Here is a 23,750-nt window from a genome sequence, read left to right on the forward strand (position 1 = left end):
GCCTCAGCCCTTGACGGCTCCCTGGGTCACGCCTTCCATGACCCATCGCTGGGTGAACAGATAGACGATGACCGCGGGCGCCATCGCCATGAGGTACGAGGCGAACGACACGTTGTAGTTGTTGCTGAACTGGGTCTGGAAGATGTTCTGGACGACCGGCAGCGTCTGCGATGCCGGGTCCGAGATGATGAGCGACGGCATCATGAAGTCATTCCACGATGCCAGGAACGCGAAGATCCCGACAGTGGCGCTCATCGGTGCGAGCAGCGGGAAGATCAACCGCCAGAACGTCTGCCACGTCGTGGCGCCGTCGATGCGGGCGGCCTCTTCCAGCTCCCCGGGGATCGACCGCAGGAAAGCCGTGAACAGCAGGATGCTGAAGCTCAACTGGAACATGATGTGCAGGATCGCCACGCCCGCTGGGTTGTCGAGGCCTGCGAGACCCGTCAGCTGGATCTGAGGCAGGGCCACCACCGGGAACGGCAGGAACATCGCCGCGAGCAGGTAGTAGAACGAGTAGCGGAAGAGTCTGCGATCCCAGTTGCGGGAGATGGCGAACGACGCGAGCGCGGCCAGGATGATCGTGCCGGCCACGGTGAACGCGGTGACCAGCAGAGAGATCGTGAAAGCGCGGGGGAAGTTCGTGAGTTCCCACGCGGTGGTGAACCCGTCGAGACTCCACGGCGCCGGCAGCGAGAACGCGTTGCCGTCGACCGCCTGGCCTTGGGTCTTGAACGCCATGGAGATCGTGACGTACAGCGGGATCAGGACCGTGAAGGCGCAGAGGATCAGCACGATCGTGCCGGACCAGTTCACGCGCTCCATCGCGAAGCGCGAGCGGGCGGGCTTGCGGACGGCGTCGCCGTCGAGCACGCGTTCGGCGTTGATGTCCTCGACGGCGAGGGCTGCTTGCGTGGTCATCAGAACACGTTCCTTCCGCGAGTGAGACGGAGTTGGAGGAGGGAGAGGATCAGCGCGATGACGAAGAAGATCGTCGCGTTGGCCATCTGGTAGGCGTAGTCGCCACCCGAGAAGCCGGTGAAGATCGTCATTGCGATGCTGCGGGTGGCGGTGCCGGGACCGCCGTTGGTGAGGCCGACGATGATGTCGTACGCGTTCAGGAAGTTCTTGAAGCCGAGGATGACGTTGATCACGACGTACCCCGCGACCAGTGGCAGCGTGATCCGCAGGAGCTGTTGCATCTTGCCGGCGCCGTCGATGTCGGCCGCTTCGTACACGTCGCCCGGGATGGACAGGAGGCCGGCGACGTAGATGAGGAGCGTACCGGGGATCGCCTGCCACGCCGTGACGATCACGATCGCGATCCACGCGAGATCCGGATTCGCGAGGATGCTCTCGCTGAGCCATGGGACGCCCCACGCCTGCCCGAGCGCGGGCACGGAGTTGGAGAACAGGAAGTTGAAGACGTAGGCGATGATGATGCCCGAGATCACCATCGGGATCACGAAGATCGCCCGCAGTCCGGCCTTCAGCCGCACGCGCGAGACGAGCCCGACCGCGAGCAGGAATGCCAGCACGTTCACGACGATGACGGTGACGGCAGCGAAGCCGAAGGTGAACAGATAGCTCTGCAGGATCGCCGGGTCGGTGAAGACGGCCACGTAGTTGATGAGTCCGACGAACTCCCAGTCGCCGAACCCGATCGAGTCGGTGAAGCTGAAGAAGATGCCGATGACCGCCGGGATCGTGATCGCGAGGGTGAACAGGATGAGGGCGGGGAGCAGGAAGAGGTAGTAGACCCCTTCGACGCGTCGGCGCGTGCGCGGCATCGTCGCCGCGCCGGAGCGCCTGCCCGCCTTGGGCACCGTGAGGGTAGCCGTGGTGGTTGCCATGAGTGCGTTCCCTTCGTGTCTGCTATTGGCGCAGTGCCAGCCGAGCCCAGTCGGCGTCGAGGGTGCGCAGTGTGCTCTCGATGTCGGACCCGGTCACGATGCCCTGCATGTAGTTGTCGGTGGGGATGGTCAGCGGGATCGCCTTCGAGGCGCCCTGGTAGAACTTCGCGGAGTCGTAGTACTTCTTCATGCCGAGGATGCGCTCGTCGGTGACCGGTGCAGAGTCGGTGGTGGTGCCGTAGCCGAGGAACGCGGCGTTGTACTCGTCCATCACTTCCTTGCGGAACAGGTAGCTCAGGAAGTCGCGCGCACCCTGCTTCTGATCGGATGCCTCGGGGATCCACGCGGCGAGGTCGATGTTGACCCGCACCTTGTTGTCATCGGGGTCGTCGGTCATCGGCAGCGGGAACGTGCCGAGGTCGAGGTCGGGGTTCGTCTTGTCGATCTCGCCGAACGCCCACGGCCCCTGGAGGTACATCGCCGCCTCACCCTTCGCGAAGGCGAGGTTGCCGTCACCGTAGCCCCGGCTCGCGGCATCCGCGTTCGTGTACTCGCTCGTGAGCTGCGTCATCCGCTCGACGGGGTCGGCGAGGGTCCTCTCGAACGACACCGGCGAGTCCGGGCCGACCTCGGTGCCGAGCTCGTTCATCTCGTCGTAGAACGAGGCGACGTCGACCTCACCGCCGACGGCGTAGTCGAACCATCCCTGCCCGACGGTCCACGGGTCCTTGAAGGTGGCGTAGAACGGCGTGATGCCCGCCGCCTTCAGCGCGTCGCAGACCTCGACGAGCTCGTCCCACGTGGTGGGGACCTCGAGACCCTCTTCTTCGAAGATCTGCTTGTTGTAGATGACGGACGCCGCCATCACCGAGTACGGCAGCACGCTCGTGCGCCCGGGGTAGGTGGCGTACTGGTCGACCAGATCCTGCACCTCAGGGAGGATGCGGTCGGCCTCGGGCATGTCGCTCAGGTCGCTGAGGGCGCCGCGCTCCATGAAGCGCGCCATTTCCATGTTGTAGTTGAGCAGTCCGAGGTCCGGCGGGTTGCCGCGCAGGAAGCCGGCCTGCAGGTTCGATGACGTGTCGAAGACGACCTCGACCTCGTCCTGGCTCGCGTTGTACTCCTTGATGAGATCGCGGAAGTAGGGGATCGCCTCGGGCTTGCTGAGATGGAACCTCACCTCGGCCGGCCCGGTCGATGCGCCGGAGCAGGCGACCAGGGAGGTGCCGAGGATCGCGATGACGGCGCCCGCCGCGCTCGCGCGGCGGAGGAAGACGGATGCTGCAGGCACGTCGTTGTCCTTTTTCCGTGGGTTGTGGGACTTCATTGGTTCGAAGAGTAGATTTACTCGCCGAATCAAGTTGTCGTGGACCATAATGCTGAGGAACGCGTGAAAGGTCAAGACCTCGATGTCACAATCGCTGCTCACCCCGACGGCACTGCGTCGCGCGAGCCTGGACGCCGTCCTCGGCTTCGCTTGGGACGCCGAGGCGCTCACAGCCTCGGACGTGATCGAACACGTCGGGCTCACGCGGTCGACCGCCATCGACGTCATCGATGAACTCGTCGAGCGCGGCCTTCTCGCGGAGCTGCCGAATGCCCGTGCGGTGGGGGAGTACCAGAAGGGGAGACCCGCTCGGCGGTTCGCCTTTCGCGCGGACACCGGGTGCGTGGTCGGGCTGGACGCCGGTCGCGCCCGCCTCACGGCGACCGTCGCGGATCTGCGGGGCGCCACGCGGGTGGTGCGCCATCTGTCAGCCGATGCGCCCCAGGATTCGCCCGAAGACCGTCGTCGCGACGCTGCGCGTGTGGTCGATGATGCGCTGGCGGCCGCTGGGATCACCCGAACCGACGTTGTCGCGCTGTGCGTCGGTGTTCCGGCGCCCGTGGACCGGAACGGGTCGTCGCCCTCTCATCGCGATGACTTCTGGCGCCGGATGAACCCATCGTTCGGCGAGCTCTTCGGCGAATGGGTTCCGATCGTGCGGGTCGAGAACGACGCATCCCTGGCTGCGGTCGCGGAGCGGGCGGTCGGTGCGGCCGTCGGCTACGACGACTTCGTGACGCTGCTCGCGGGCGAGCGGCTCGGCGCGGGGGTCTGGGTCGACGGGACGCTGCTGCGGGGTGCGCATGGCGGCGCCGCCGAGATGGTCGCCTTCGACCACGTCGCGGGCGTCGAAGGGGCGTGGGGGCTCGGACACCGGGTGGCCGAGTTGGCACGTCGTGCGGTGGCGAAGGGCTCGCTGCCGTCGTCGAGTGCGCTGCGTGCACTGGACTCCGCCCAGATCGACGCCAAGACCGTTCTCGCGCTCGCCGCGGAAGGGGACGCGGGCGCGGTGGTCGTCGCGCGGCAGGTGGGAGAGACGCTCGCCGTCATCGCCGGCGTCCTGGGGAGCCTCTTCGACTCCCGGCGGATCATCGTGTCGGGCGCCGTCGCCGCCGGCGCAGCACCGCTGATCGACGCGGCACTCGACGCGCTGCCGCAGGAGCTGGACCTGCCCGCCCCCGAGATCGTCGCGTCCGACCTGGGCGCCGACATCGTTTCGGTCGGAGCCGTGCGCGCCGCCGTCGACGCGGCGCGCACGGGTGCGCTCGATCTGCCCCGGTTCGCGGCGGCTAGCTGACGCGCCAGAACTCGCTCAGCCGATCGGCGACGGTACGGGCCTGCTCGTACCCTGCCCGGGCCGCGGAGGGGCGGGTCAGCGGGTTCATCATGTTGTCGCCGAACGCGGTCAGCGATGCGGCGTCGGGAAAGACCGTCTCGACGCTGCTTCCCTGTGCGCGCAAGAGGTCGACCTGGGTGGCCAGGTGGGTGCCCCATTCCACGGGGGTGAAGGATCGGCCGCCGAGGGGCGACAGCACCAGCACACGATCGTGTCCGGCCGCGAGATCCGCGTTGTCCGCGTTGGATCGGTAGCCGCCGTCGATGTACCGGGCGTCGCCGATGCCATAGGCGAAACCGCCGGCGCAGCTCGCCGCGACCGCGTCCACGAGGTCGATCCCGCTGTCGCGATCGAACGCGACGGGCTGGCCGCTGTGCGCGTCCACGGCGGTGACGACGATCCGCTGCCGTGGCCAGAGTGCTGTCGGGAACCGCGCCGCGACGGTCGCGCGCCATTGCGCGGAAGTGGCGGCCGCGGCATCCGTCTCGAGTTCCCGGCCCATCTTGCGGCGCCAGTCGTCCGCGTCCGATGCGGCCGCGATGATCGCCTTCATCCGGTCCAGGTGACGCGACTGCAGGCTGGGCCCGGCAGCACGAGGGCGTGGGCCGGCAGGGCCCTGGATCACCGGGGCGATCGTCGCAGCGAACAGTTCGGCCGGGGTGGTGCTGGTGACCTGTGCCGCGGCGGTGGATCCGGCCGAGGTTCCGACGATGAGGTCGGCATCAGTGACGTCCAGCCCAGCTTCGGAGAGGCCGGCGATGACGCCGATCAGCCAGGCGTTGCCCGCCGATCCGCCGCCGCCGAGGACGAGTGCCCGACGCGGGTCGGGGTGAGCTGAGGTTGCTGAGTTCATGGGAGTCGCCTTTCGCGATTGCGTCTCAGGGGCTCCCGTCCGGCTATCTCTGCCGTCCGATCGTGCGCTGCGGGGGAGCACACCCCATGGGGATACCGCGTTCATGGGTCTCACCTCCCGTCGTCGATCACGATCGCGGGCAAGCCTCGCACGAGGACAGGTCGGCCGCAAGGCGCCCGATCGGCGGCTGCGATCGCGCGCAGGCGCCGGTCGATGATCTCGGGCGTCTCGCCCGTCACCGTATGCGCGGGGATTCAGTGGTTCATCGACTGGAGGTGGTGCGCTGCCCCGTACTGCGAACCCGCGGCGGCCTCCCTCTACGCGGGGCAGTCCGGCCCGCGCGGATAGCCGCCTCTCTGGTCCGGGCACACGCCGACGGCGAGCAGGTACGACTCGAGGAGGTCCCGGCTGCCGCCGGCCGCGGCGACCATCGGGTTCTCCGAAAGCCACACGGCGTAGACCACCGGCGAGGTGAACCGTCCGCCCGACAGGAACGCGGCGGTTCCCTCTCTGAAAGGCACCAGCAGGGCCGGGTGACAGTCCCATCGCTCGATGCAGAGGGGCTCGGCACGATCGGCGATGTCCGCGCAGGGCGACAGCCCGGCCGCTTCGCAGTACTGCGTCGCCCACGCCACCAGGCGATGCGAGCCGATGCCGGGCCGAAGGCCGAATCCGATCGGGTCGATCGTGACGAGGGCCGAGCCGGCGGGATCCGATCGAGGCGGTGTCGCCTGTTCGGCGGTCGGAGGCGCTGGCACCTCCCGTGGGGAGATCGGCCCGGGCGCACTCGCGGGAGAGGGCGCACTGCAGCCGGCCAGAAGCAGCACCGCCCCCAGCAACACGACCCATCGACCCCAGGCGAGCACCGGCATCTCCCCTTGGGCGTGACGGTAGACCCGGACGTCAGTGCGCACAAGATGATCGCTACCGACGGACATCGCTTCGCGGACGGTATCTGTCCTGATACCGCGAGAGGATCGTGCTGTCAGCCCGCCTGGCCTGACGTCCGAAGGAGGACCGAGCAATGTCCAGAGTCGTGTGGTTCGACATCCCCGTCACCGACATGACGCGAGCGATCGCGTTCTATCAAGCGCTCACCGGAGAGAAGCTCATCCGGCTCCCTGTCGGCCCCGACAAGGAGACCGCCGTCTTCGCCGCGGCGGAGGGGGGCGCGGCGGGATGCCTGTTCGCAGCCCCGGAAGACAAGCCGTCGCATTTCGGGTCGCGCGTCTACTTCGACGCAGGTCCTTCGATCGACGAGTGGCTGGCGCGGGTCGAGCCGGCGGGCGGGGGCATCCTCGTGCCAAAGACGGAGATCACGGGCGGTCGCGGCGTCTACGCCTACATCGAGGACAGCGAGGGCAACCGGATCGGCCTCAACGCCCCAGCGTGAACCGGAGGCCGGCGTCGCGGCATCCGACGGGTCCGCGCGGCCCATCGGCGCTGAGAGGATTGGCAGATGACCGCAACACTCGTGGCACGCGGCGTGGCCGGCGGATACGGCCACCGCACCCTGTTCGACTCGCTCGACCTGACCGTCGCGCCCGGTGACGTGGTCGGCGTGGTGGGCGCGAACGGAGCCGGCAAGTCGACGCTGCTGCGCCTGCTCGGCGGCATCTACGAACCGCAGGCCGGCACCATCTCGCTCTCGCCAGCCGACGCCTTCGTCGGCTGGCTTCCGCAGGAGCACGAACGCGTCGAGGGCGAGACCGTCGCCGAATACATCGCTCGTCGAACGGGGTGCACGCAGGCGACGAGGGACATGGATGCCGCGGCCGCAGCGCTCGCCGACCCCGGGCTCGCGTCGGACGGCGCCGACCCCGCCGACATGTACTCGATCGCGCTCGACCGCTGGCTGGCCAGCGGCGCCGCCGACCTCGACGAGCGGCTGCCCGCTGTGCTCGCCGATCTGGGGCTCCATCTCGGCGGCACGCCTGCGGACCGGGCGACGATGACCGGGCTGTCGGGCGGGCAGGCCGCCCGGGTCGGGCTCGCCGCTCTGCTGCTCTCGCGGTTCGACATCGTTCTGCTCGACGAACCTACGAACGACCTCGACCTGGACGGGCTCGAGCGGCTCGAGTCGTTCGTGCGCGGCATCCGCGGCGGTGTCGTGCTGGTCAGTCACGACCGAGAGTTCCTCGCGCGCTGCGTCACGCGCGTGCTCGAGCTCGACCTCGCACAGCATTCCAACCGCGTCTACGGCGGGGGTTATGACGCGTACCTCGAGGAGCGTGCGACGCTTCGTCGGCATGCGCGGGAGAAGTACGACGAGTTCGCCGAGAAGAAGGCCGATCTCGTGGCCCGGGCGCGCACGCAGCGGGAATGGTCGAGCCAAGGCGTGCGCAACGCGATGAAGAAGTCTCCCGACAACGACAAGATCCGGCGCAAGGCGAATACCGAGTCCAGCGAGAAGCAGGCGCAGAAGGTACGGCAGATGGAGAGCCGCATCGCGCGCCTGGAAGAGGTCGAGGAGCCGCGAAAGGAGTGGCAGCTCGAATTCACGATCGGCACGGCGCCGCGCTCGAGCACGGTCGTGTCGACATTGAGCTCGGCGGTCTTCGAGCAGGGCTCGTTCACACTCGGACCGGTGTCGCTGCAGGTCAACGCGGGAGAGCGGATCGGCATCACGGGGCACAACGGCGCGGGCAAGTCCACGCTGCTGCGGGCTCTGCTCGGCCGGCAGGCGCCGGACGCGGGCGCGGCGAGCCTCGGGGTGAACGTCGAGATCGGGGAGATCGACCAGGCCCGGTCGCTGTTGGTGGGGTCACAGCCGCTCGTGGCGGCATTCGGAGAGCTCGTGCCGGACATGGAGTCCGGCGAGGTGCGGACCCTGCTCGCCAAGTTCGGCCTGAAAGCGGATCACGTCGGCCGACCGGTCGATGAGCTCTCGCCGGGTGAACGCACGAGAGCCGCGCTGGCGCTCCTGCAGGCACGTGGCGTCAACGTGCTGGTGCTCGACGAGCCGACCAACCACCTCGATCTGCCCGCGATAGAGCAGCTCGAGCAGGCGCTCGACTCGTATCGCGGGACGCTGCTGCTGGTGACGCACGATCGGCGGATGCTCGACGCCGTCGACCTCGACCGCCACTGGCGCGTCGACGCCGGGCGCGTCACCGAGCTGTAGCCGCGACCCGTTAGCGCCCCTGGCGCTTCTTGTACGGCTTCGGCTGGCCTTTCACGATGGGCGCTCGGCCCTTGCCCTTGGAGGCCTTCGCCTTGCCGCCCCCGGGAGCCTTCGGTGCGGTGACAGGAGTGGGGGCTTGCGCGATCCGAGTCCTGGCCTCGTCGAGCAGGAGCGCGCCCGCGGGGGTCAGCGACCAGCTCGGCTTGCTGCGGGTGAAGAGCGGGTGCCCGACCTCTGCTTCGAGCTTGTCGATCGTCGAGTACAGCGACGCCAACGGAACCCCCAGCGCATCGGCGGCACGCGGAACATGCAGGTCCTGGTCGACGATGGCGACGAAGCGCTGCAGCTCACTGATCTTCACTGGCGACCTTCCGTGCACCGAGGGACAGATCAAGTCTGCCGCAGCGACCGGTGTGACTGCGATTCGCACGCCGGTTCCGTGGTGCGCCGTGGAGGCGACGCCCCGGCGATCGGACCATCGTCCGGGGCGCCGCCGGTCCGTCACGCGGCGATCTCCCGAGAAGCCACGTAGCCCTTGCCGGCTTCCGCGATGGTCGCGGCCACGGCGGCCGGCTGCGACACCGCGATCGCGTGCGACGCGCCGGCGACCTCGAGGATGCCCCGCGAGCCCGCACGCTCAGCGCCGGCTCGGTGCACGGCGACGGGGATGTTGAGGTCCTGATCGCCGAAGACGTGCCACGACGGGATGTCGCGCCAGGCCGGCCGATCGGTCGGGAGGCCCTCCGACAGCGCAGCCTGCGTGACCGGGCGCTGGGTCGCGGCCATCAGCGCGGCGACCTCGGGCGAGACATCGGCGGCGAACTGGTGGTGGAACAGCTCGGGGCGGATGGCGAGTTCGTCGCCGCCGCTCGACACCGGGTACGCCGTGAGCGCGTCGCCGAGCGTGCCTCCGGGCGCGCTGTTCGACAGCTCGAACGCGCTCTGCCCGGTCTCGGGGACGAACGCCGCGACGTAGACGAGTCCGACGACGGCCTCGCTGCCCGCGGCCGCCTCGGTGATGACGAGCCCGCCGTACGAGTGGCCGACGAGGACGACGGGCCCCTCGATCGACGCAAGGACGTCGCGGACGTACGCCGCGTCGCCGGCGAGGCTCCGCAGCGGGTTGGCGACCGCGATCGCGCGGACGTCGTGCTGCTGCAGCTGGGCGATGACTCCGTTCCACGATGACGACTCGGCGAAGGCGCCATGGACGAGGACGATGGTGGGCTTCTGAGCGGTCATGTCGAGTTCCTTTCGAGGGGGTTTTGCGGTCTTGTGAGCTTGGACCGGGCAGGTCCTGGACTTGTGACATGGGCCGCGTCGATCGAAGCGGAAGCCTCTGGCATCGAGGAGACTGGGCCGATGCCCCTCCTCGATCACCTCGGCATCACCGTGGAAGACCTTCCCCGCGCGGTCGCTCAGTTCGATCCCGTGCTCACGGCGCTGGGCATGGAACGCACCGACGGTGACAACGGGGTCTCGTGGTACGTCGAGGATGAGACGGAACTGATCCTCTTCCCCGCGCGGGAGCCCGGGACCGGCCCCCATGTCCACGGCTCGGTCGGCTGGCAGCATCTGGCGTTCGCCGTGGACTCCCGTGGCGACGTCGATCGGCTCCACGCCATCGCGCTCGCCGCGGGATGGAGCGCGGTGCGCGATCCCAAGCCGTACCCGCGGTTCAACGAGCGCTACTACGCGTCCTTCCTCGAGGACGACAACGGCATCCGCATCGAGTTCATGCACAACCCTCCGAAGACCGCGCCCGGCTGATCCCGCAGATGGTTCGCGGACCTGTCACAGAACGCCGCGTCATCCGGTCTCAGCTGTGACGCGCGCGTTCCGCGCGCGACGGAGCAGAGAGGGTTCGACATGAGGATCGCTGTCATCGGAGGAACCGGACTGATCGGCTCGAGGGTCGTCACCGCGCTCGAAGCCACGGGCCACGACGTCGTCGTCGTGGCCCGAGCGGTGGGCGTGAACTCCTTCACCGGCGAAGGGCTGGAGCACGCCCTCGGCGGAGTCGAGACCCTTGTCGACGTGTCGAATTCGTCATACACGGACGAGGCCGGCGCCCGCGAGTTCTTCTACGGGTCGACCCTGAACCTCCTCACGTACGGCGCCGCCGCCGGGGTGGCGCACCACGTCGTGCTGTCGGTCGTCGGCACCGACCGGCTCGCCCGCTCCGAGGGCGGCTACTTCCAGGCGAAAGCCGAGCAGGAGCGCCTGCTGACGGCGTCCGGTCGCCCGTATTCGATCGTCCACGCGACGCAGTTCTTCGAATTCATCCGCAGCATCACGGATGCCGCGACCCGCAGCGGGATCGCACACGTCCCCGACGCCCTCATCCAGCCCATGGCCGCCGGCGACGTGGCCGCGGCGGTGGCCCGCGCCGCACTCGCGCGACCCACCGGCGGGATCACAGAGCACGCGGGACCCGAGGTCTTCGAGCTCGGCTACCTCGCGCAGCGCGAGCTCCGGTTCCGTCGCGACGAGCGCGAGGTCGTCGCCGACCCGCTCGCGACCTACTTCGGCGCGCAGCTCGACCGGTTCGAGCTGCTGCCCGGAGCGGGCGCCGTCATCGCGCCGACGCGATTCCACGACTGGCGGATCTCTGCCGGCGAGGCCGGCGACGCGCTGCTGCCGTCCGCGGCGGGCGTACGCTGAGCGCGGCGACGGGAGCGGCGGAGGCAATGGGCGAACGCACGGAACCTGTGATCGATCCGGACGACATCGCGCTCGCGGTCACCGTCTTCGACGAGCACCGCCGGCGCATCTTCGGCATCGCGTATCGGATGCTCGGCACCGTGGCCGACGCCGAAGACATCGTCCAGGAGACGTGGATCCGCTGGCAGAACGCCGACCGTGCCGAGGTCCGCGAGCCGGGCGCGTTCCTCGCGACGGTCGCGACCCGTCTCTCCATCAACGCCACGCAGTCGGCGCATGCACGCCGTGAGACGTACATCGGGCCGTGGCTGCCCGAGCCGGTCAACACCGACGCCGACCCCGCGCTCGGCGCGGAGCGCGGCGAGGCCCTGCAGTACGCGATCCTGCTCGTGCTCGAGAAGCTGACGCCCACCGAGCGGGCCGCGTACATCCTCCGCGAAGCGCTCGACTACCCCTACGAGCGGATCGCCGACGTCATCGGAGCCACCGTCGCGAGCGCCCGTCAGCTGGTCAGTCGCGCCCGCAGGCACCTCGAGTCGGCGCGGAAGGCGGAGGTGGCCGCAGCGGAGCAGCGGCGCCTGCTGGAGGCGTTCCTGGTTGCCGCGCAGAAAGGCGACGTGGGCGATCTCGAGCGACTGTTCGCCGAGGACGTCGTCAGCTACACCGATGGCAACGGCTTCAAGCTCGCCGCGCGCGTCCCGGTGGCCGGGCGAGGTCGCGTCGCCAAGTTCGTGGCCGCGTTCTCGAGCCATTTCTGGACCGGCAAGCAGATCGGCTGGGTGGAGGTCAACGGCCGACCCGCAGCCACCCTGTCGGAGGATGGGGAGGTCACCACCCTCGTCACTGTCACAGCGGCGGAAGACGGCATCCGGCGCCTCCTCTGGGTGATGAGCCCTGAAAAGCTCGGGCACGTCGCCCAGGTCGGGGCGTGACCGGGCGGCTCGGCTCGTGGCTGCACCGCTCTGCGCGACGCTCGAGCACGAACGCCGCCCAGCACGAGCGCGTCGTGAGGGCGCTGGTCGCCGTCGCCGAGCAGGCTGACTCCCGTGGATTGACGAGGATGCTGCACCCGGGCGTGGTTCTCACGGTCGACGGCGGCGGGGTCGTGGCAGCGCCGGCCGCCGCACTCGAGGGCGCGCCGGACGTCGGCGGGTACCTCCGCGGCCTGCTGCTGGACGGGGTGGTGTCGCTGCGCGTGGAGTCGGTGAACGGAGTGCCGGGGATCGTCGTCTGCGAGGAGGGCCGGGTGACCGGGGTGCTCAGTGTCTGCGTGCGGGGGCGCCTGATTCTCGAGGCGTGGCTCGTCTCGAACCCCGAGAAGCTCACGCGCTGGAGTTGCTGAGTCAGGGCTGTCACAGATCGGCGGTGAGGACGGTCCTAGCTGGTGAGCGCCGCTCCACGCGCTCCCTGAACGAAAGGCACATCATGGCAAAGATCGTCGTCATCGGAGGATCCGGGCTCATCGGCGCGAAGGTCGTCGCGAAACTCACCGAGCACGGCCACGAGGCCGTTGCGGCATCGCCGAACTCCGGTGTCAACACCATCACGGGCGAGGGCCTCGCCGAAGTTCTGCAGGGTGCGGATGTCGTGGTCGACGTGTCGAACTCGCCGTCGTTCGCGCCGGCGGACGTGATGGAGTTCTTCACGACGTCGACGCGGAACCTCATCGCGGGAGCGCGCGAGGCGGGCGTCGGGCACTTCGTCGCACTCACCGTGGTGGGCACGAACCGTCCGAACACGATCTCGTACTTCGCGGCGAAGACCGCGCAGGAGGAGCTGATCCGCGACTCGGGCATCCCGTACTCGATCCTGCACGCGACGCAGTTCTTCGAGTTCATCACCGGCATCGCGGGGGTGTCCGGCAACGGTGACGCGATCCACCTGCCGGGCAACCTCGTGCAGCCGATCGCCGCGGAGGATGTCGCGACCGCCGTGGCGCGTACCGCCGCCGGAGCGCCGCTGAACGCCGACGTCGAGATCGCCGGCCCCGAGGTCATGGGACTCGACGAGATGGTGCGTCGCGGCCTCACCTTCCGCGGGGATCCGCGTGAGGTCGTGACGGACGCCGAGGCGCCCTACTTCGGTGCGCGGATGCAGGAGCGCACGCTCATGCCCGTGGCCGGGGTTCAGCTGTTCGAGACGACTCTCGAGGAGTGGCTGCCGGCGAACCCGCCCCGCAGCTGATCGCAGGAGGCGCAGGGGTCCGCGTGCGGAAAGCACGCGGACCCCTGCGCCGTTGAGGAGGGTGGTCGGGAAGCGGAATCGGGTGAGCGCTGTTCGGACCGGGGCGTGCTTGGTCGCACACCGGGTTGCCGCTGAGTCGGGGAATGCGAGCGGCCGGCGTGCGGCTTTACCTTCTCGGACCGCGCACCCGCGGTCCGAGACATACCAAGGAGCACCACCGTGCGCGCACTCATCCATTCCGCTTTCGGCGACCCGACCGAGGTTCTGGAGGTCGCGGAGCGACCTCTGCCGGAGCCGGGTCCTGGGCAGGTGCGGGTGCGGACGGTCCTCTCGCCGATCCACAACCACGACCTCTGGACGATCCGCGGCACATACGGCTACAAGCCCGAGCTGCCCGCCGCTTCCGGGACCGAGGCCGTCGGTGTCGTGGACGCGCTCGGCGAGGGGGTCGATTCCCTGAGGGTCGGGCAGCGGGTCGCCACCGGCGGCACATTCGGCGTGTGGAGCGAGTACTTCGTCGCCAAGGCGGCCGGGCTGGTACCCGTCCCCGACGCCGTCAGCGACGAGACGGCGGCGCAGCTGATCTCGATGCCGTTCAGCGCGCTGAGCCTGCTCGACTTCCTGGACGTGGAACCGGGCGACTGGATCGTGCAGAACACGGCCAACGGCGCCGTCGGCAAGCTCGTCGCCCAGTTCGCCGCGGCGCGTGGGGTGCACGTTCTCGGTCTGGTGCGCCGCGACGCGGGGGTCGACGAACTGGCCGCGCTCGGCATCCGCGATGTCGTGTCCACCGCGTCGGATGACTGGCGGGAGCGGGCAGCGCAGATCCTCGGCGAGAACGCTCCGCGCGCGGCGGTGGACTCGGTCGGCGGCGAAGCTGCCGGCGACCTGCTCTCGCTGCTCGGCGAGGGCGGCACCCTGGTGTCGTTCGGATCGATGGGCTCGAGCACGCTGCAGCTGTCGGCGGGTGACCTCATCTTCAAGCAGGCGACGGTCAAGGGCTTCTGGGGCAGCAAAGTGAGCCAGACGATGGATGCCGCCACCCGCGGTGCGCTGTTCGCCGAACTGGTGCAGCGCATCGGGTCGGGTGAGGTGTCGCTGCCGGTCGACGAGGTGTTCCCGTTCGAGCAGGCGCGCGCGGCAGCGGCCGCGAGCGCCGTGCCCGGCCGCGCAGGCAAGGTGCTGCTGCGGTTCTGAGCGTGTGCGCGTGGGCCGCGGCGGCGCGGCCCACGCGGATTCAGGCTTCGGCCAGCAGGACGGTCAGCGACGTGATCGCGCCGTCGTCGACGGTGATGAGATCGAGGCCCCGCACGGCGGGCGCGCCGGCAGGGCCGAACGCCCACGGCAGCACCCCGGTCGTCTCCGAGATGTAGGCCGGTCCGTCCTCGACGAGCACGAACTCCTCGGGCGCGTCCTTCAGCAGCCGTTCCGCGCTGGAGAGGACCGCCTCGGGGCCGACGACCGTTCCTTCGGGGTCCGTCAGCACCACCCCGGGGGAGTAGGCGCGAGCGGCAGCCTCGCGTCGTTGGGCGGCATCCCGGTTCCCGAAGACGCCGTGGAGGTTCAGACGGAGGAGTTCTGCGACTGTGCTCATGGATCGTCGAACCGCCGACGGGGCGAAGTTCTTCCCCGCGGCTCAGGTCTCGTCGTCCGACCGATGCCGCGGCGCGCGGGGAGCAGGCGGCGGCGGCACCTCCTTCGCGGCGATGATCGCGCCGTGCGGGATGCGTTCGACGCCGCGCTTGCCGTCGACGACGACGGAATCGGCATCCGCGCTCAGCAGTTCGCCGAGGGCGTCCGTCGCCTGACCCGTCGGCAGGATGTAGCGCACGACCACCCGGTGACCGGGCTCGGGCAGGTTCACCATTGGCCGGGCGCGTAGTCCTTGAGGAAGACCCCGAACAGGTCTTCGCCGGCCTCGCCGCGCACGATCGGGTCGTACACGCGCGCCGCGCCGTCGACGAGATCGAGCGGTGCGTGGAAGCCCTCCTCGGCGAGCCGCACCTTCGTCGGGTGCGGGCGCTCGTCCGTGATCCAGCCGGTGTCGACGCTGGTCATGAGGATGCGGTCGGTCTCGAACAGCTCCCGCGCGCTTGTGCGCGTGAGCATGTTCACGGCCGCCTTGGCCATGTTCGTGTGCGGATGCCCCGGCCCCTTGTACCCGCGATTGAAGACTCCCTCCATCGCGCTGACGTTGACCACGTACGTGCGGCGTGCCGGACTCGCCGCGAGCGACGAGCGCAGCTTCGACACGAGCAGGAACGGCGCTGTCGTGTTCGCGAGCTGCACTTCGAGCATCTCGAGGGGGTCGACCTCTTCGACGCTCTGCACCCACGAGTTGGTGTGGTCGAGGTCGGGGATCAGCCCGCCGGCGTCGATGGCGGTGCCGGCGGCGAGACGTTCGAGGGAACTGGAACCCGCGGCCATGGCCTGCTCGGTCAGCTCGTCGGCGCGGGCGGCTGCCGCGGCGAGGATCGGGTGCGCTGTCACGGAGCGCTCGAGCGCCTGCGGGTGACGGTCGTTCGTGTGGCCGAACGTGACGAGCTCCGGCAGCGGGCCATCGGGCAGCGGCGCGAGCTCGGCGTCGACCAGCGGCTGGTACGCACCCGGCGAGCGGCGCACGGTCTGGGTCGCGTTGTTGATGAGGATGTCGAGGGGACCGGCGGCAGCGACATCCTCCGCCAGACCGATCACCTGGGCAGGATCGCGCAGGTCGATGCCGACCACCTTCAGGCGGTCGATCCACTCGGGCGAGTCGGGAAGGCTGCTGAAGCGGCGCACGGCATCGCGCGGGAAGCGCGTCGTGATCGTCGTGTGTGCGCCGTCGCGCAGGAGGCGCAGCGCGATGTACATGCCGATCTTCGCGCGGCCACCGGTGAGCAGCGCGCGCTTGCCGGTGAGGTCGGTGCGCGCGTTGCGCTTCGCGTGGCTCATGGCCGCGCACGTGGGGCAGAGCTGGTGGTAGAACGCGTCGACCACCGTGTACGCCTGTTTGCAGATGTAGCAGGCACGCGGCTTGAGGAGCGTGCCTGCACTGGCCGCCGTGGTGGACGAGCTGATCGGGATGCCGCGGGTCTCGTCGTCGATCCGGTCCGGCGCCCCGGTGGCGGTGGCGGCGACCACCGCGCGATCGGCGGAGGCGATCGCCTCACGGATCTCGCGGCGCCGCACTTTCTTGACGGCCTTGAACATCGCGGCGGTGGCACGGCGCACGGCCACGTAGTCGGGGTGCGACTCGTCGACGCCCGGCATGATCGCGAGCACCCGCAGGGTGGTCGCCAGATCTTCCGGGTCGATGCCGCTCGGCGGCAGGTCGGAGGGCTCGGGGGAATCGGGAAGCACACGTGATTCTACGCCGGGCCGGTGCGGCGGTTCCTGTTAGCGTGCCTTCGTGAGCACCTCGAACCCGGCATCGACGTCGGCGCGCAGCATCCATGTGTCGGCCGCGGTCATCGTCAATGACCGCGACGAACTGCTGCTCGTGCGCAAAGCCGGAACGACCGCGTTCATGCAGCCGGGTGGCAAGCCTGAACCGGGCGAGACGCCGGCCGAGACGCTGAGCCGCGAACTGTTCGAGGAACTGGGCCTCTCGGTGGATCCGGATGAGCTGCAGTCGCTCGGTCTGTACACGGCGGCAGCGGCGAACGAACCGGGCTTCGTCGTCGTGGCGGACGTGTTCGTCGCCGACATCGGCGCCCAGGTGCCCGTGACCGACGCCGAGATCGAGGAACTGCGGTGGGTCTCGCGCGCCGATGCCCGGGAGCTCGAGGTCGCGCCGCTCGCGCGGGAGAACTTCCTGCCCTGACCCCCGTGTCAGCCTGCCGCGACCTCGTGGACGTCCGACTCGAACGATGAGCCGTTGAGGTCGAGGTACAACCGGCGTTCGGTGATCGACACGGTCATCGTGTTGCGGCGCTCGAGCACCGCCGTCGCCGCATCGAAGAAGCCCGAGTCGAAGCTGTAGAGGCTGATCTCCCCGGCACGGTGGATCTTCTTCGCCGCCCAGGGCGCCGCCACCTTCGCGGGGTCGCGATGGGTGTACACCGCGACGCGCGCGCCGGCCAGGCTGCCCGTGTGCAGGCGTGCGGCGTCGGGAGCCCCGACCTCGATCCACGCCACCAGCGCACCGGTGAGGTCGCGGACGAGCACAGCGGGCTCGTCGGTGGCCGAGATGCCCTCGCTGAACGCGATGCCCTCCTCGTACTCGAGTGCGTACGCGAGGACTCGGGTCAGCATGAAGGCGTCGGTCTCGGACGGATGCCGCGCCACGCGCACCGAGAGATCCTCGTAGACGCCCCGATCGACGTCGGCCAGCTGGATATCGAAGGTGTACATCGTCACGCCGATCGCCATGGGAATCGAGCCTACGTGGTGCCGGCGGATGTAACGCCTGTTACCGTGTTCCGATGACGCCCGATGCAACCGTGTCCTGGCTGCTGGTCATTCCGAAGGTCCCGGCGGAGCCGTCGCGCCACCGCGTCGCCGTCTGGCGCGAGCTTCGCCGCGTCGGCGCGGTCCCCGCGGCATCCGGCGCATGGACTATCCCCGACCTGCCGGCTTTCACCGATGCTCTCCCGACCGTGCGCGAGCTCGCCGAGCGCGGCGGGGGAACGCTGGCGGTGCTCACCGCCTCCTCGCACGGGGAGGACGACATCGCGGTGCTGCGCGACGCCTTCATCGCCGCGCGCGCCGATGAATGGGAGGAGTTCCTCGCCGACTGCGGCAAGTTCTCCGACGAGATCGACCGCGAGATCGCCAAGGAGAAATTCACGTTCGGCGAGCTCGAGGAGGAGGAGCAGAGCCTCGAGCGCCTGCGCCGCTGGCACCGCGACCTGCGTCGCCGCAACGTCGTCGAGCTCGACATCGCCACCGCCGCCGCGCTGCGACTCGAAGACGTGACCGAGAAACTCGCGGGCTACGCCGAGCAGGTGTTCGCCGCGAACCTTCCGGGCGCTCCGCACGGCTGAACCCCCTCGTCTTGAAAGCGCTCCCGAGCGCGAGGACAATGTGGCCTGTCATCGCGGCGAACGCGAGGTCTCACTGGGAGGAGGCCACCCGTGGAGCGTTCGGATGGAGCCGGCGAGGGGGAACTCGAAACCCCCCAGCGTGGCTACACCGACGCCACCGAGCAGTTCGCAGCGATGAACGAAGTGCTGCTTGCACTCGGGCGCTCGGCTTCGGATCCCGATTCGGCTCTTGACACGATCGTGGACAGTGCACGAAGGCTCTGCCGGTCCGACGCCGCCCACGTGTATCTCATCAACGGGGACAGGTTCGTGCTGTCGTCGTGGGTCGGCGTGCCCGACGAGATGGTCGCGTACATCGCCGCGCACCCCTTCCGACTCGACCGCGCCAGTCTCGTCGGACGCGTTGCCACGGATCGGCAGATGCAGCAGATCGACGACGTCCTCGCCGATGCCGAGTATGGGCGGCAGGACGCGCAGAAGGTGGGTCACTACCGCACCGTGATCTCTGCGCCGATGCTGCTCGACGACGAGGTCGTGGGCGTGATCTCGCTCTGGCGCACCGAGGTCGCCCCGTTCGACGCGCACGCGCGCACCGCCCTCGAGGCTTTCGCCACGCAGGCGGCTGTGGTGGTGCGTCAGGTCCACCTGGTGCGTGCGCTCGAGGACCGCAGTGTCGAGCTCGCGCGGAAGGTCGATCAGCTCGAAGCCCTCAGCGAGGTCGGCGAGGCGGTGAGCTCGAGCCTCGTGCTCGACGAGGTGCTGACCACGATCATCATGAACGCGGTGCGCTTCGCCGGCTGCGACGGCGGTTCGATCATGGAGTACGTCGAGCACGAGCGCGCGTTCACGGTGAGAAGCGCGTACGCGAGCGACCGACTCCTCGAGCGGCTGCGCGGCATCAAGGTCGACCTCGACACCACCCTCGTCGGCCGTGCTGCGAGGGAGCGGCATCCCATCGCCGTAGCCGACCTCGACGATGTCGAACTCGACATCCACCTGCGTCTGCTTCACGAGGACGGCTGGCGGTCGATGGTCGCAGTGCCCGTTCTCCGGGGTGATCGGATCGTCGGCGCGCTCGTGGTGCGCCGACGCACGCCCGGCGATTTCTCGGCCGACACGATGGACTTCCTCGAGAACTTCGCGAGCCAGTCGGCGCTCGCGGTCTGGAACGCGCAGCTGTTCCGCGAGCTGGAGACGAAGTCTGCCGAGCTGGAGATCGCGAGCCGCCACAAGTCCGAGTTCCTAGCGAGCATGTCGCATGAGCTGCGCACTCCTCTCAACGCCGTCATCGGGTTCTCGGAGGTCCTCCTCGAGCGCATGTTCGGCGAGCTCAACGACCGGCAGGACGAGTACCTGCGCGACATCCTCGGCTCAGGCCGGCACCTGCTGCAGCTTCTCAACGACATCCTCGACCTGTCGAAGGTGGAGGCCGGCCGCATGGAGCTCGAACCGTCGACGTTCTCGCTGCGCTCCGCACTCGAGTACGGCGCGTCGATGGTGCGCGAGCGGGCCGCGAGGCACGGCATCCGACTGTCCGTCGACGTCGAGGCCGACCTCGATACGGTCGAGTCCGACGAACTGCGAGTCAAGCAGGTGCTCGTGAACCTGCTCAGCAACGCCGTGAAGTTCACGCCGGACGGCGGGAGCGTCACGGTGACCGCCCGGGGAAGCGAGCACGAGATCGCCGTGGCGGTCGCCGACACCGGCATCGGCATCGCGCCGGCGGACCGAGAGCGGATCTTCGAGTCCTTCCAGCAGGGTCGGCGGGGACTGCAGAGCGAAGAGGGCACGGGTCTCGGCCTCACCCTGTGCCGGCGGATCGTGGCGATCCTCGGCGGCACGATGCGGCTCGAGAGCGAGGTCGGGGTCGGCAGCACCTTCGGGTTCACGATCCCGCGGCGCGTGCCCATCGCGATGCCCGAGGCGGACGACGAGGCGGGACGGCCGATGATCGTCCTCGTCGAAGATGACCGCGCGTCGCTCGACCTCACCTCGGCCTACCTCGACGGGCTCGGGGTCGACGTCGTGATCGCGCGCGACGGAGACGAGGGCCTGTCGGCGATCCGCCGGCACGTGCCCGCGGCGGTGCTGCTCGACATCCGTCTGCCGCGGACGGATGGCTGGGAGGTGCTGAGACGCGTGCGAGCGGATGACGCCACCGCCGCGGTGCCGGTCATCGTGGTGTCGATCGTGGACGAGCGGGCGCGCGGGCTCGCGATGGGCGCCTCGGCGTACCTCGTCAAGCCCGTCCGCCGGGACGCGCTCGTCGGGGCGCTGCGCGACGTCGGAGCGCTCGCCGGCGCGGTCGCGGCGAGCCCGGGCGCGGAGGAGGCGCCGTGACTGCCGGACGCCGGGTCCTCGTCGTCGAGGACAATCCCCTCAACCTCAAGCTCGTGCGCGACGTGCTCACGGCGTCGGGCTACGAGGTGCTGCCCGCGGTCACCGGCGCGGAGGGGGTCACGCTCGCGGCGACATGCGACCCCGACCTCGTGCTGATGGATCTGCAGCTGCCCGATTTCGACGGGTACGAGGCGCTGCGGCGACTGCGGGAGGATCCCGCCCTGCAGGCCGTGCCCGTCGTCGCGGTGACGGCGTTCGCCATGCGCGAGGACCGCGAACGGGCGAAGGAGTCGGGTTTCGACGGGTACCTCGAGAAGCCGATCAGCATCCGCGAACTGCCCGGGCAGGTGGGCGCATTCATCGGCAGGGGCCGCGCCGATGCCCCGTGATCCGATCCTCGTGCTCGCGGTCGACGACCTCGAGCAGAACCTGCGGCTGCTGGACGCGGTGCTGAGCCCGCGAGGCTACGGCGTCGTCACCGCCGCCTCGGGCGAGGAGGCCCTCGCGCAGCTCGAGCGGCACGACATCGACCTCGTGCTGCTCGACATCATGATGCCGGGCATCGACGGCTACGAGGTGTGCCGTCGCATCCGCGCGGTGCCGCGATGGCGGTTCCTCCCCGTCGTGATGATCACCGCGAGCGGAGATCAGGAGAAGCGGCACGCGCTGGAGGCCGGCGCCGACGATTTCGTGAGCAAGCCGTTCGATCAGGCAGAGCTCATCGCGCGCGTGGCGTCGCTCGCACGACTGAAGCGGTACCACGACACCATCGAGCGTCAGGCCGCCGAACTCGCCCGCTGGAACGTCGAACTCGAGGCCAGGGTCGCGAGCCAGGTCGAGGAGCTCGAGCGGGTGAACCGGCTGCGGCGATTCCTGTCGCGGCAGGTCGTCGACGTCGTGCTCGACGCCGGCGACGAGGCGGTGCTGGCGAGCCACCGGCGGGACATCGTGGTCGTCTTCTGCGATCTGCGCGGCTTCACCGCGTTCGCCGAGGCCAGCGAGCCCGAAGAGGTCATGGGCGTGCTGTCGGAGTACCACGTGGTGCTCGGCGAGCTCATCGACCGCTACGAGGGAACGCTTGAGCGCTTCACCGGCGATGGCGTCATGGTGTTCTTCAACGACCCGCTGCCGCTCGACGAGCCGGCGCGCCGCGCGATCGAGATGGCGATCGAGATCCGCGACAAGGTGGGGGATCTCACCGCCGAGTGGCACCGGCGCGCGATCGATCTCGGCATCGGCATCGGTGTCGCGCAGGGGTACGCGACGCTCGGGCGGATCGGCTTCGAGGGCCGGTTCGACTACGCCGCCATCGGCAGCGTCACCAACCTCGCCGCCCGCCTCTGCGCAGCCGCCGCAGCCGGGCAGATCCTCGTCGCACAGCGCGCGTTCACCGCCGTCGAGGAGCACATCGCCGCGAGCCCGGTGGGGGAGCTCGACGTTCGCGGCTTCAGCCGGGCCGTCCGCGCGTACGCCGTCGACGGCATCCGTCATCCCGAGAATCGAGTCGCACCATGACCCTCACAGACACGGCGCCGGTGACGCTCTCGTCGCTCTCGGACGCCGAACGTGATGAACGCTTCGACCGCTTGCAGGCACGGATGCCGGGGGTCTGGGCGTCGATGCAGCAGAACCTCGAGGACGAATCGGTCGTCGTCGTCCCGTCGCTCACCGTCGGCAGCCGCGCGACCTCGGCGGCCATGGTGCAGGCGTACGAGGAACGGTTCCTGTTCCTTCTCCTGCTGCTGCGCCAGCCCATGCTGCGTATGACCTACGTCACCTCGCAGCCCATCGACCCCCGCATCATCGAGTACTACCTCGCGCTCCTTCCTGGAGTCATCCCGAGCCACGCGCTGGCACGGCTCACGCTCGTCTCGGTGGGCGACGGCACGCACCGCACACTCAGCGAGAAGGTGCTCGAGCGGCCGCGGGTGCTCGCACGGATCGCCCGCAGCATCCCCGACCGCGAGCGGTGTCACCTGATCCCGTACAACACCACCGAGCGCGAGCGCGATCTCGCGCTGGTGCTCGGCATCCCGATGTTCGGCGCGGACCACCGTCTCGCCGCGCTCGGCACGAAGACCGGATGCCGGCGGCTGTTCCGCGACGTCGGCGTGCCGCATCCGCTCGGTGTCGAGGATCTGCGCAGCCGCGACGACGCCGTGCGGGCGATCGAGGCGGTGCTGGACGACAAGCCGACGGTGCGGCAGATGATCTTCAAGCTCGACGAGGGCGTGTCGGGGTCGGGCAACGCGCTCGTGGACCTCACCGGAGCGGGCGAGCTCGCGGGCGACGCCCGCCGCGCCGCGATCGTCCAGGCCCTTGAGGCGATGCAGCCGGAGGTCGAGACCTTGAGCCCTGCCGACATGCTCGACGCCCTCGCGTCCCGGCACGGCATCATCGAGGAGCGCATCGTGGGCGAGGAGATCCTCAGCCCGAGCGTGCAGCTGCGGGTACTGCCCGATCGCACGATCGAGCTGCTCTCGACCCACGACCAGCTGCTCGGCGGTCCGAGCGGGCAGAGCTACCTCGGTTGCGTGTTCCCCGCCGATCCGGCGTACTCGCGGCTCATCAGCGAGCCGGCGCTGGCAGTCGCCCGGCGCCTCGCGGACATGGGGGTGCGCGGGCGCTTCGCGCTGGACTTCGTCGTCGTGCGGGATGCTGCGGGCGAATGGAGCTCGTGGGCGATCGAGCTGAATCTCCGCAAGGGCGGGACGACCCATCCGTTCCTCACCCTGCAGTTCCTCACCGACGGCCGCTACGACGGCGACGAAGGCGCGTTCATCACCCCGGAGGGCGTGCCGAAGCACCTGGTCGCGACGGACCACCTCGAGGGCGACGACCTGCGCGCGCTCTCGGTGGGAGACCTCTTCGACGCCGTGGCGCGCCACGACCTGCACTTCGACCGGTCGCGGCAGGAGGGGATCGTGTTCCACATGATCAGCTCGATCACCGAACAGGGTCGCATCGGCATGACGGCGGTCGGCGACACGCCCGAGCGTGCGATGGCGCTCTACGAGCGCGGCGGCCGGATCGTGCTCGAGGAGGCCGCGCGGGCGCGGACGGAGCATGCACTGCCCGAGTGAGCCGCGCCGAGCCCGCGCG

The 23,750-nt window shown here is 69.5% G+C and carries 26 protein-coding genes; 15 read left to right on the forward strand and 11 right to left on the reverse strand.

The annotated features are described in order from the left end of the window. Window positions 1-3 precede the first annotated feature (3 nt). The 3 genes from J2Y46_RS11875 to J2Y46_RS11885 all read right to left on the reverse strand — a co-directional run bounded on the left by J2Y46_RS11875 (window position 4) and on the right by J2Y46_RS11885 (window position 3,180). A complete protein-coding gene (locus tag J2Y46_RS11875; protein ID WP_310243044.1) occupies window positions 4-825 on the reverse strand; it encodes a carbohydrate ABC transporter permease in 822 nt (273 codons plus the stop codon). A gap of 95 nt (window positions 826-920) precedes the next feature. Then, window positions 921-1,853 (reverse strand): carbohydrate ABC transporter permease, encoded by a 933-nt coding sequence (locus tag J2Y46_RS11880; RefSeq protein ID WP_396653177.1) that lies wholly within the window; start codon window positions 1,851-1,853, stop codon window positions 921-923. 22 nt (window positions 1,854-1,875) lie between these two features. Beyond that, window positions 1,876-3,180 (reverse strand): ABC transporter substrate-binding protein, encoded by a 1,305-nt coding sequence (locus J2Y46_RS11885; RefSeq protein ID WP_396653178.1) that lies wholly within the window; start codon window positions 3,178-3,180, stop codon window positions 1,876-1,878. A gap of 82 nt (window positions 3,181-3,262) precedes the next feature. Here J2Y46_RS11885 and J2Y46_RS11890 point away from each other — a divergent pair, with 82 nt between their 5' ends. Then, on the forward strand, window positions 3,263-4,477 hold the full coding sequence (locus J2Y46_RS11890; RefSeq protein WP_310242535.1) for an ROK family protein: 1,215 nt from the start codon (window positions 3,263-3,265) through the stop codon (window positions 4,475-4,477). On the opposite strand, the gene J2Y46_RS11895 is transcribed toward J2Y46_RS11890, so the two are convergent. Both J2Y46_RS11895 and J2Y46_RS11900 read right to left on the reverse strand, forming a co-directional pair. After that, window positions 4,470-5,369 (reverse strand): patatin-like phospholipase family protein, encoded by a 900-nt coding sequence (locus J2Y46_RS11895; protein ID WP_310242537.1) that lies wholly within the window; start codon window positions 5,367-5,369, stop codon window positions 4,470-4,472. The genes J2Y46_RS11890 and J2Y46_RS11895 overlap by 8 nt on opposite strands. 317 nt (window positions 5,370-5,686) lie before the next feature. Further along, complete coding sequence (locus J2Y46_RS11900) at window positions 5,687-6,241, reverse strand: hypothetical protein (RefSeq protein ID WP_310242538.1); 555 nt, start codon at window positions 6,239-6,241, stop codon at window positions 5,687-5,689. A 152-nt stretch (window positions 6,242-6,393) separates the two neighbouring features. On the opposite strand from J2Y46_RS11900, the gene J2Y46_RS11905 reads away from it, so the two are divergent. Further along, the gene (locus J2Y46_RS11905; RefSeq protein ID WP_045296914.1) at window positions 6,394-6,762 is read left to right on the forward strand and encodes a VOC family protein; all 369 of its coding nucleotides are present in this window, start codon (window positions 6,394-6,396) and stop codon (window positions 6,760-6,762) included. Between the two features lie 66 nt (window positions 6,763-6,828). After that, entirely contained in the window at window positions 6,829-8,493 is a 1,665-nt protein-coding gene (locus J2Y46_RS11910) for an ABC-F family ATP-binding cassette domain-containing protein (protein WP_310242540.1), read from the forward strand. A 10-nt stretch (window positions 8,494-8,503) separates the two neighbouring features. Here J2Y46_RS11910 and J2Y46_RS11915 read toward each other — a convergent pair whose 3' ends face one another. Continuing rightward, window positions 8,504-8,854 (reverse strand): LysR family transcriptional regulator, encoded by a 351-nt coding sequence (locus J2Y46_RS11915; RefSeq protein ID WP_310242542.1) that lies wholly within the window; start codon window positions 8,852-8,854, stop codon window positions 8,504-8,506. A gap of 140 nt (window positions 8,855-8,994) precedes the next feature. Further along, window positions 8,995-9,735 carry an alpha/beta hydrolase gene (locus J2Y46_RS11920; RefSeq protein ID WP_310242544.1) on the reverse strand — a complete coding sequence of 247 codons (741 nt, stop codon included), beginning with the start codon at window positions 9,733-9,735 and terminating at the stop codon, window positions 8,995-8,997. Between the two features lie 120 nt (window positions 9,736-9,855). Here J2Y46_RS11920 and J2Y46_RS11925 point away from each other — a divergent pair, with 120 nt between their 5' ends. The 6 genes from J2Y46_RS11925 (at window position 9,856) to J2Y46_RS11950 (ending at window position 14,538) form a co-directional block, all read left to right on the forward strand. Beyond that, entirely contained in the window at window positions 9,856-10,263 is a 408-nt protein-coding gene (locus tag J2Y46_RS11925) for a VOC family protein (protein WP_310242546.1), read from the forward strand. 99 nt (window positions 10,264-10,362) lie between these two features. Further along, complete coding sequence (locus J2Y46_RS11930; RefSeq protein ID WP_310242547.1) at window positions 10,363-11,157, forward strand: NmrA family NAD(P)-binding protein; 795 nt, start codon at window positions 10,363-10,365, stop codon at window positions 11,155-11,157. A 26-nt stretch (window positions 11,158-11,183) separates the two neighbouring features. Next, window positions 11,184-12,089 carry an RNA polymerase sigma-70 factor gene (locus J2Y46_RS11935; protein WP_157005345.1) on the forward strand — a complete coding sequence of 302 codons (906 nt, stop codon included), beginning with the start codon at window positions 11,184-11,186 and terminating at the stop codon, window positions 12,087-12,089. Continuing rightward, entirely contained in the window at window positions 12,086-12,499 is a 414-nt protein-coding gene (locus tag J2Y46_RS11940; RefSeq protein WP_310242551.1) for a hypothetical protein, read from the forward strand. Before J2Y46_RS11935 ends, J2Y46_RS11940 begins: the two co-directional genes overlap by 4 nt. An 83-nt stretch (window positions 12,500-12,582) precedes the next feature. Next, a complete protein-coding gene (locus J2Y46_RS11945; protein ID WP_310242552.1) occupies window positions 12,583-13,341 on the forward strand; it encodes an SDR family oxidoreductase in 759 nt (252 codons plus the stop codon). A gap of 219 nt (window positions 13,342-13,560) precedes the next feature. Beyond that, window positions 13,561-14,538: a zinc-binding dehydrogenase gene (locus tag J2Y46_RS11950; RefSeq protein ID WP_310242553.1), complete on the forward strand. Its 978-nt coding sequence runs from the start codon at window positions 13,561-13,563 to the stop codon at window positions 14,536-14,538. 40 nt (window positions 14,539-14,578) lie between these two features. Here J2Y46_RS11950 and J2Y46_RS11955 read toward each other — a convergent pair whose 3' ends face one another. Genes J2Y46_RS11955 through J2Y46_RS11965 form a run of 3 tightly spaced genes read right to left on the reverse strand, consistent with a single transcriptional unit; the run spans window position 14,579 to window position 16,683 of the window. Beyond that, complete coding sequence (locus J2Y46_RS11955; RefSeq protein WP_310242554.1) at window positions 14,579-14,935, reverse strand: nuclear transport factor 2 family protein; 357 nt, start codon at window positions 14,933-14,935, stop codon at window positions 14,579-14,581. 42 nt (window positions 14,936-14,977) lie between these two features. Further along, complete coding sequence (locus J2Y46_RS11960; RefSeq protein ID WP_045297990.1) at window positions 14,978-15,208, reverse strand: hypothetical protein; 231 nt, start codon at window positions 15,206-15,208, stop codon at window positions 14,978-14,980. Next, window positions 15,202-16,683, reverse strand: a complete 1,482-nt coding sequence (locus tag J2Y46_RS11965) for an SDR family NAD(P)-dependent oxidoreductase (protein WP_310242556.1) — start codon at window positions 16,681-16,683, stop codon at window positions 15,202-15,204. Before J2Y46_RS11965 ends, J2Y46_RS11960 begins: the two co-directional genes overlap by 7 nt. Before the next feature lie 49 nt (window positions 16,684-16,732). Here J2Y46_RS11965 and J2Y46_RS11970 point away from each other — a divergent pair, with 49 nt between their 5' ends. Next, window positions 16,733-17,146, forward strand: coding sequence for an NUDIX domain-containing protein (locus J2Y46_RS11970; protein ID WP_045297988.1), 414 nt, complete (start codon window positions 16,733-16,735; stop codon window positions 17,144-17,146). Window positions 17,147-17,154: 8 nt separating this feature from the next. Here the strand turns inward: J2Y46_RS11970 and J2Y46_RS11975 are convergent, their stop codons facing one another. Then, window positions 17,155-17,694, reverse strand: a complete 540-nt coding sequence (locus J2Y46_RS11975) for a YaeQ family protein (RefSeq protein WP_045297987.1) — start codon at window positions 17,692-17,694, stop codon at window positions 17,155-17,157. A gap of 53 nt (window positions 17,695-17,747) precedes the next feature. Here J2Y46_RS11975 and J2Y46_RS11980 point away from each other — a divergent pair, with 53 nt between their 5' ends. The 5 genes from J2Y46_RS11980 (at window position 17,748) to J2Y46_RS12000 (ending at window position 23,731) form a co-directional block, all read left to right on the forward strand. Beyond that, the gene (locus tag J2Y46_RS11980) at window positions 17,748-18,308 is read left to right on the forward strand and encodes a Chromate resistance protein ChrB (RefSeq protein ID WP_310242558.1); all 561 of its coding nucleotides are present in this window, start codon (window positions 17,748-17,750) and stop codon (window positions 18,306-18,308) included. A 90-nt stretch (window positions 18,309-18,398) separates the two neighbouring features. Next, complete coding sequence (locus J2Y46_RS11985; RefSeq protein ID WP_310242560.1) at window positions 18,399-20,648, forward strand: GAF domain-containing protein; 2,250 nt, start codon at window positions 18,399-18,401, stop codon at window positions 20,646-20,648. Further along, on the forward strand, window positions 20,645-21,037 hold the full coding sequence (locus J2Y46_RS11990; RefSeq protein WP_045297985.1) for a response regulator: 393 nt from the start codon (window positions 20,645-20,647) through the stop codon (window positions 21,035-21,037). Before J2Y46_RS11985 ends, J2Y46_RS11990 begins: the two co-directional genes overlap by 4 nt. Further along, a complete protein-coding gene (locus tag J2Y46_RS11995; protein ID WP_310242562.1) occupies window positions 21,027-22,163 on the forward strand; it encodes a response regulator in 1,137 nt (378 codons plus the stop codon). The genes J2Y46_RS11990 and J2Y46_RS11995 overlap by 11 nt, the downstream gene beginning before the upstream one ends. Then, window positions 22,160-23,731, forward strand: coding sequence for a peptide ligase PGM1-related protein (locus tag J2Y46_RS12000; RefSeq protein ID WP_310242563.1), 1,572 nt, complete (start codon window positions 22,160-22,162; stop codon window positions 23,729-23,731). The genes J2Y46_RS11995 and J2Y46_RS12000 overlap by 4 nt, the downstream gene beginning before the upstream one ends. Window positions 23,732-23,750: the final 19 nt, after the last annotated feature.

Source organism: Microbacterium sp. BE35 (genome assembly GCF_031457705.1).
Classification (GTDB): domain Bacteria; phylum Actinomycetota; class Actinomycetes; order Actinomycetales; family Microbacteriaceae; genus Microbacterium; species Microbacterium trichothecenolyticum.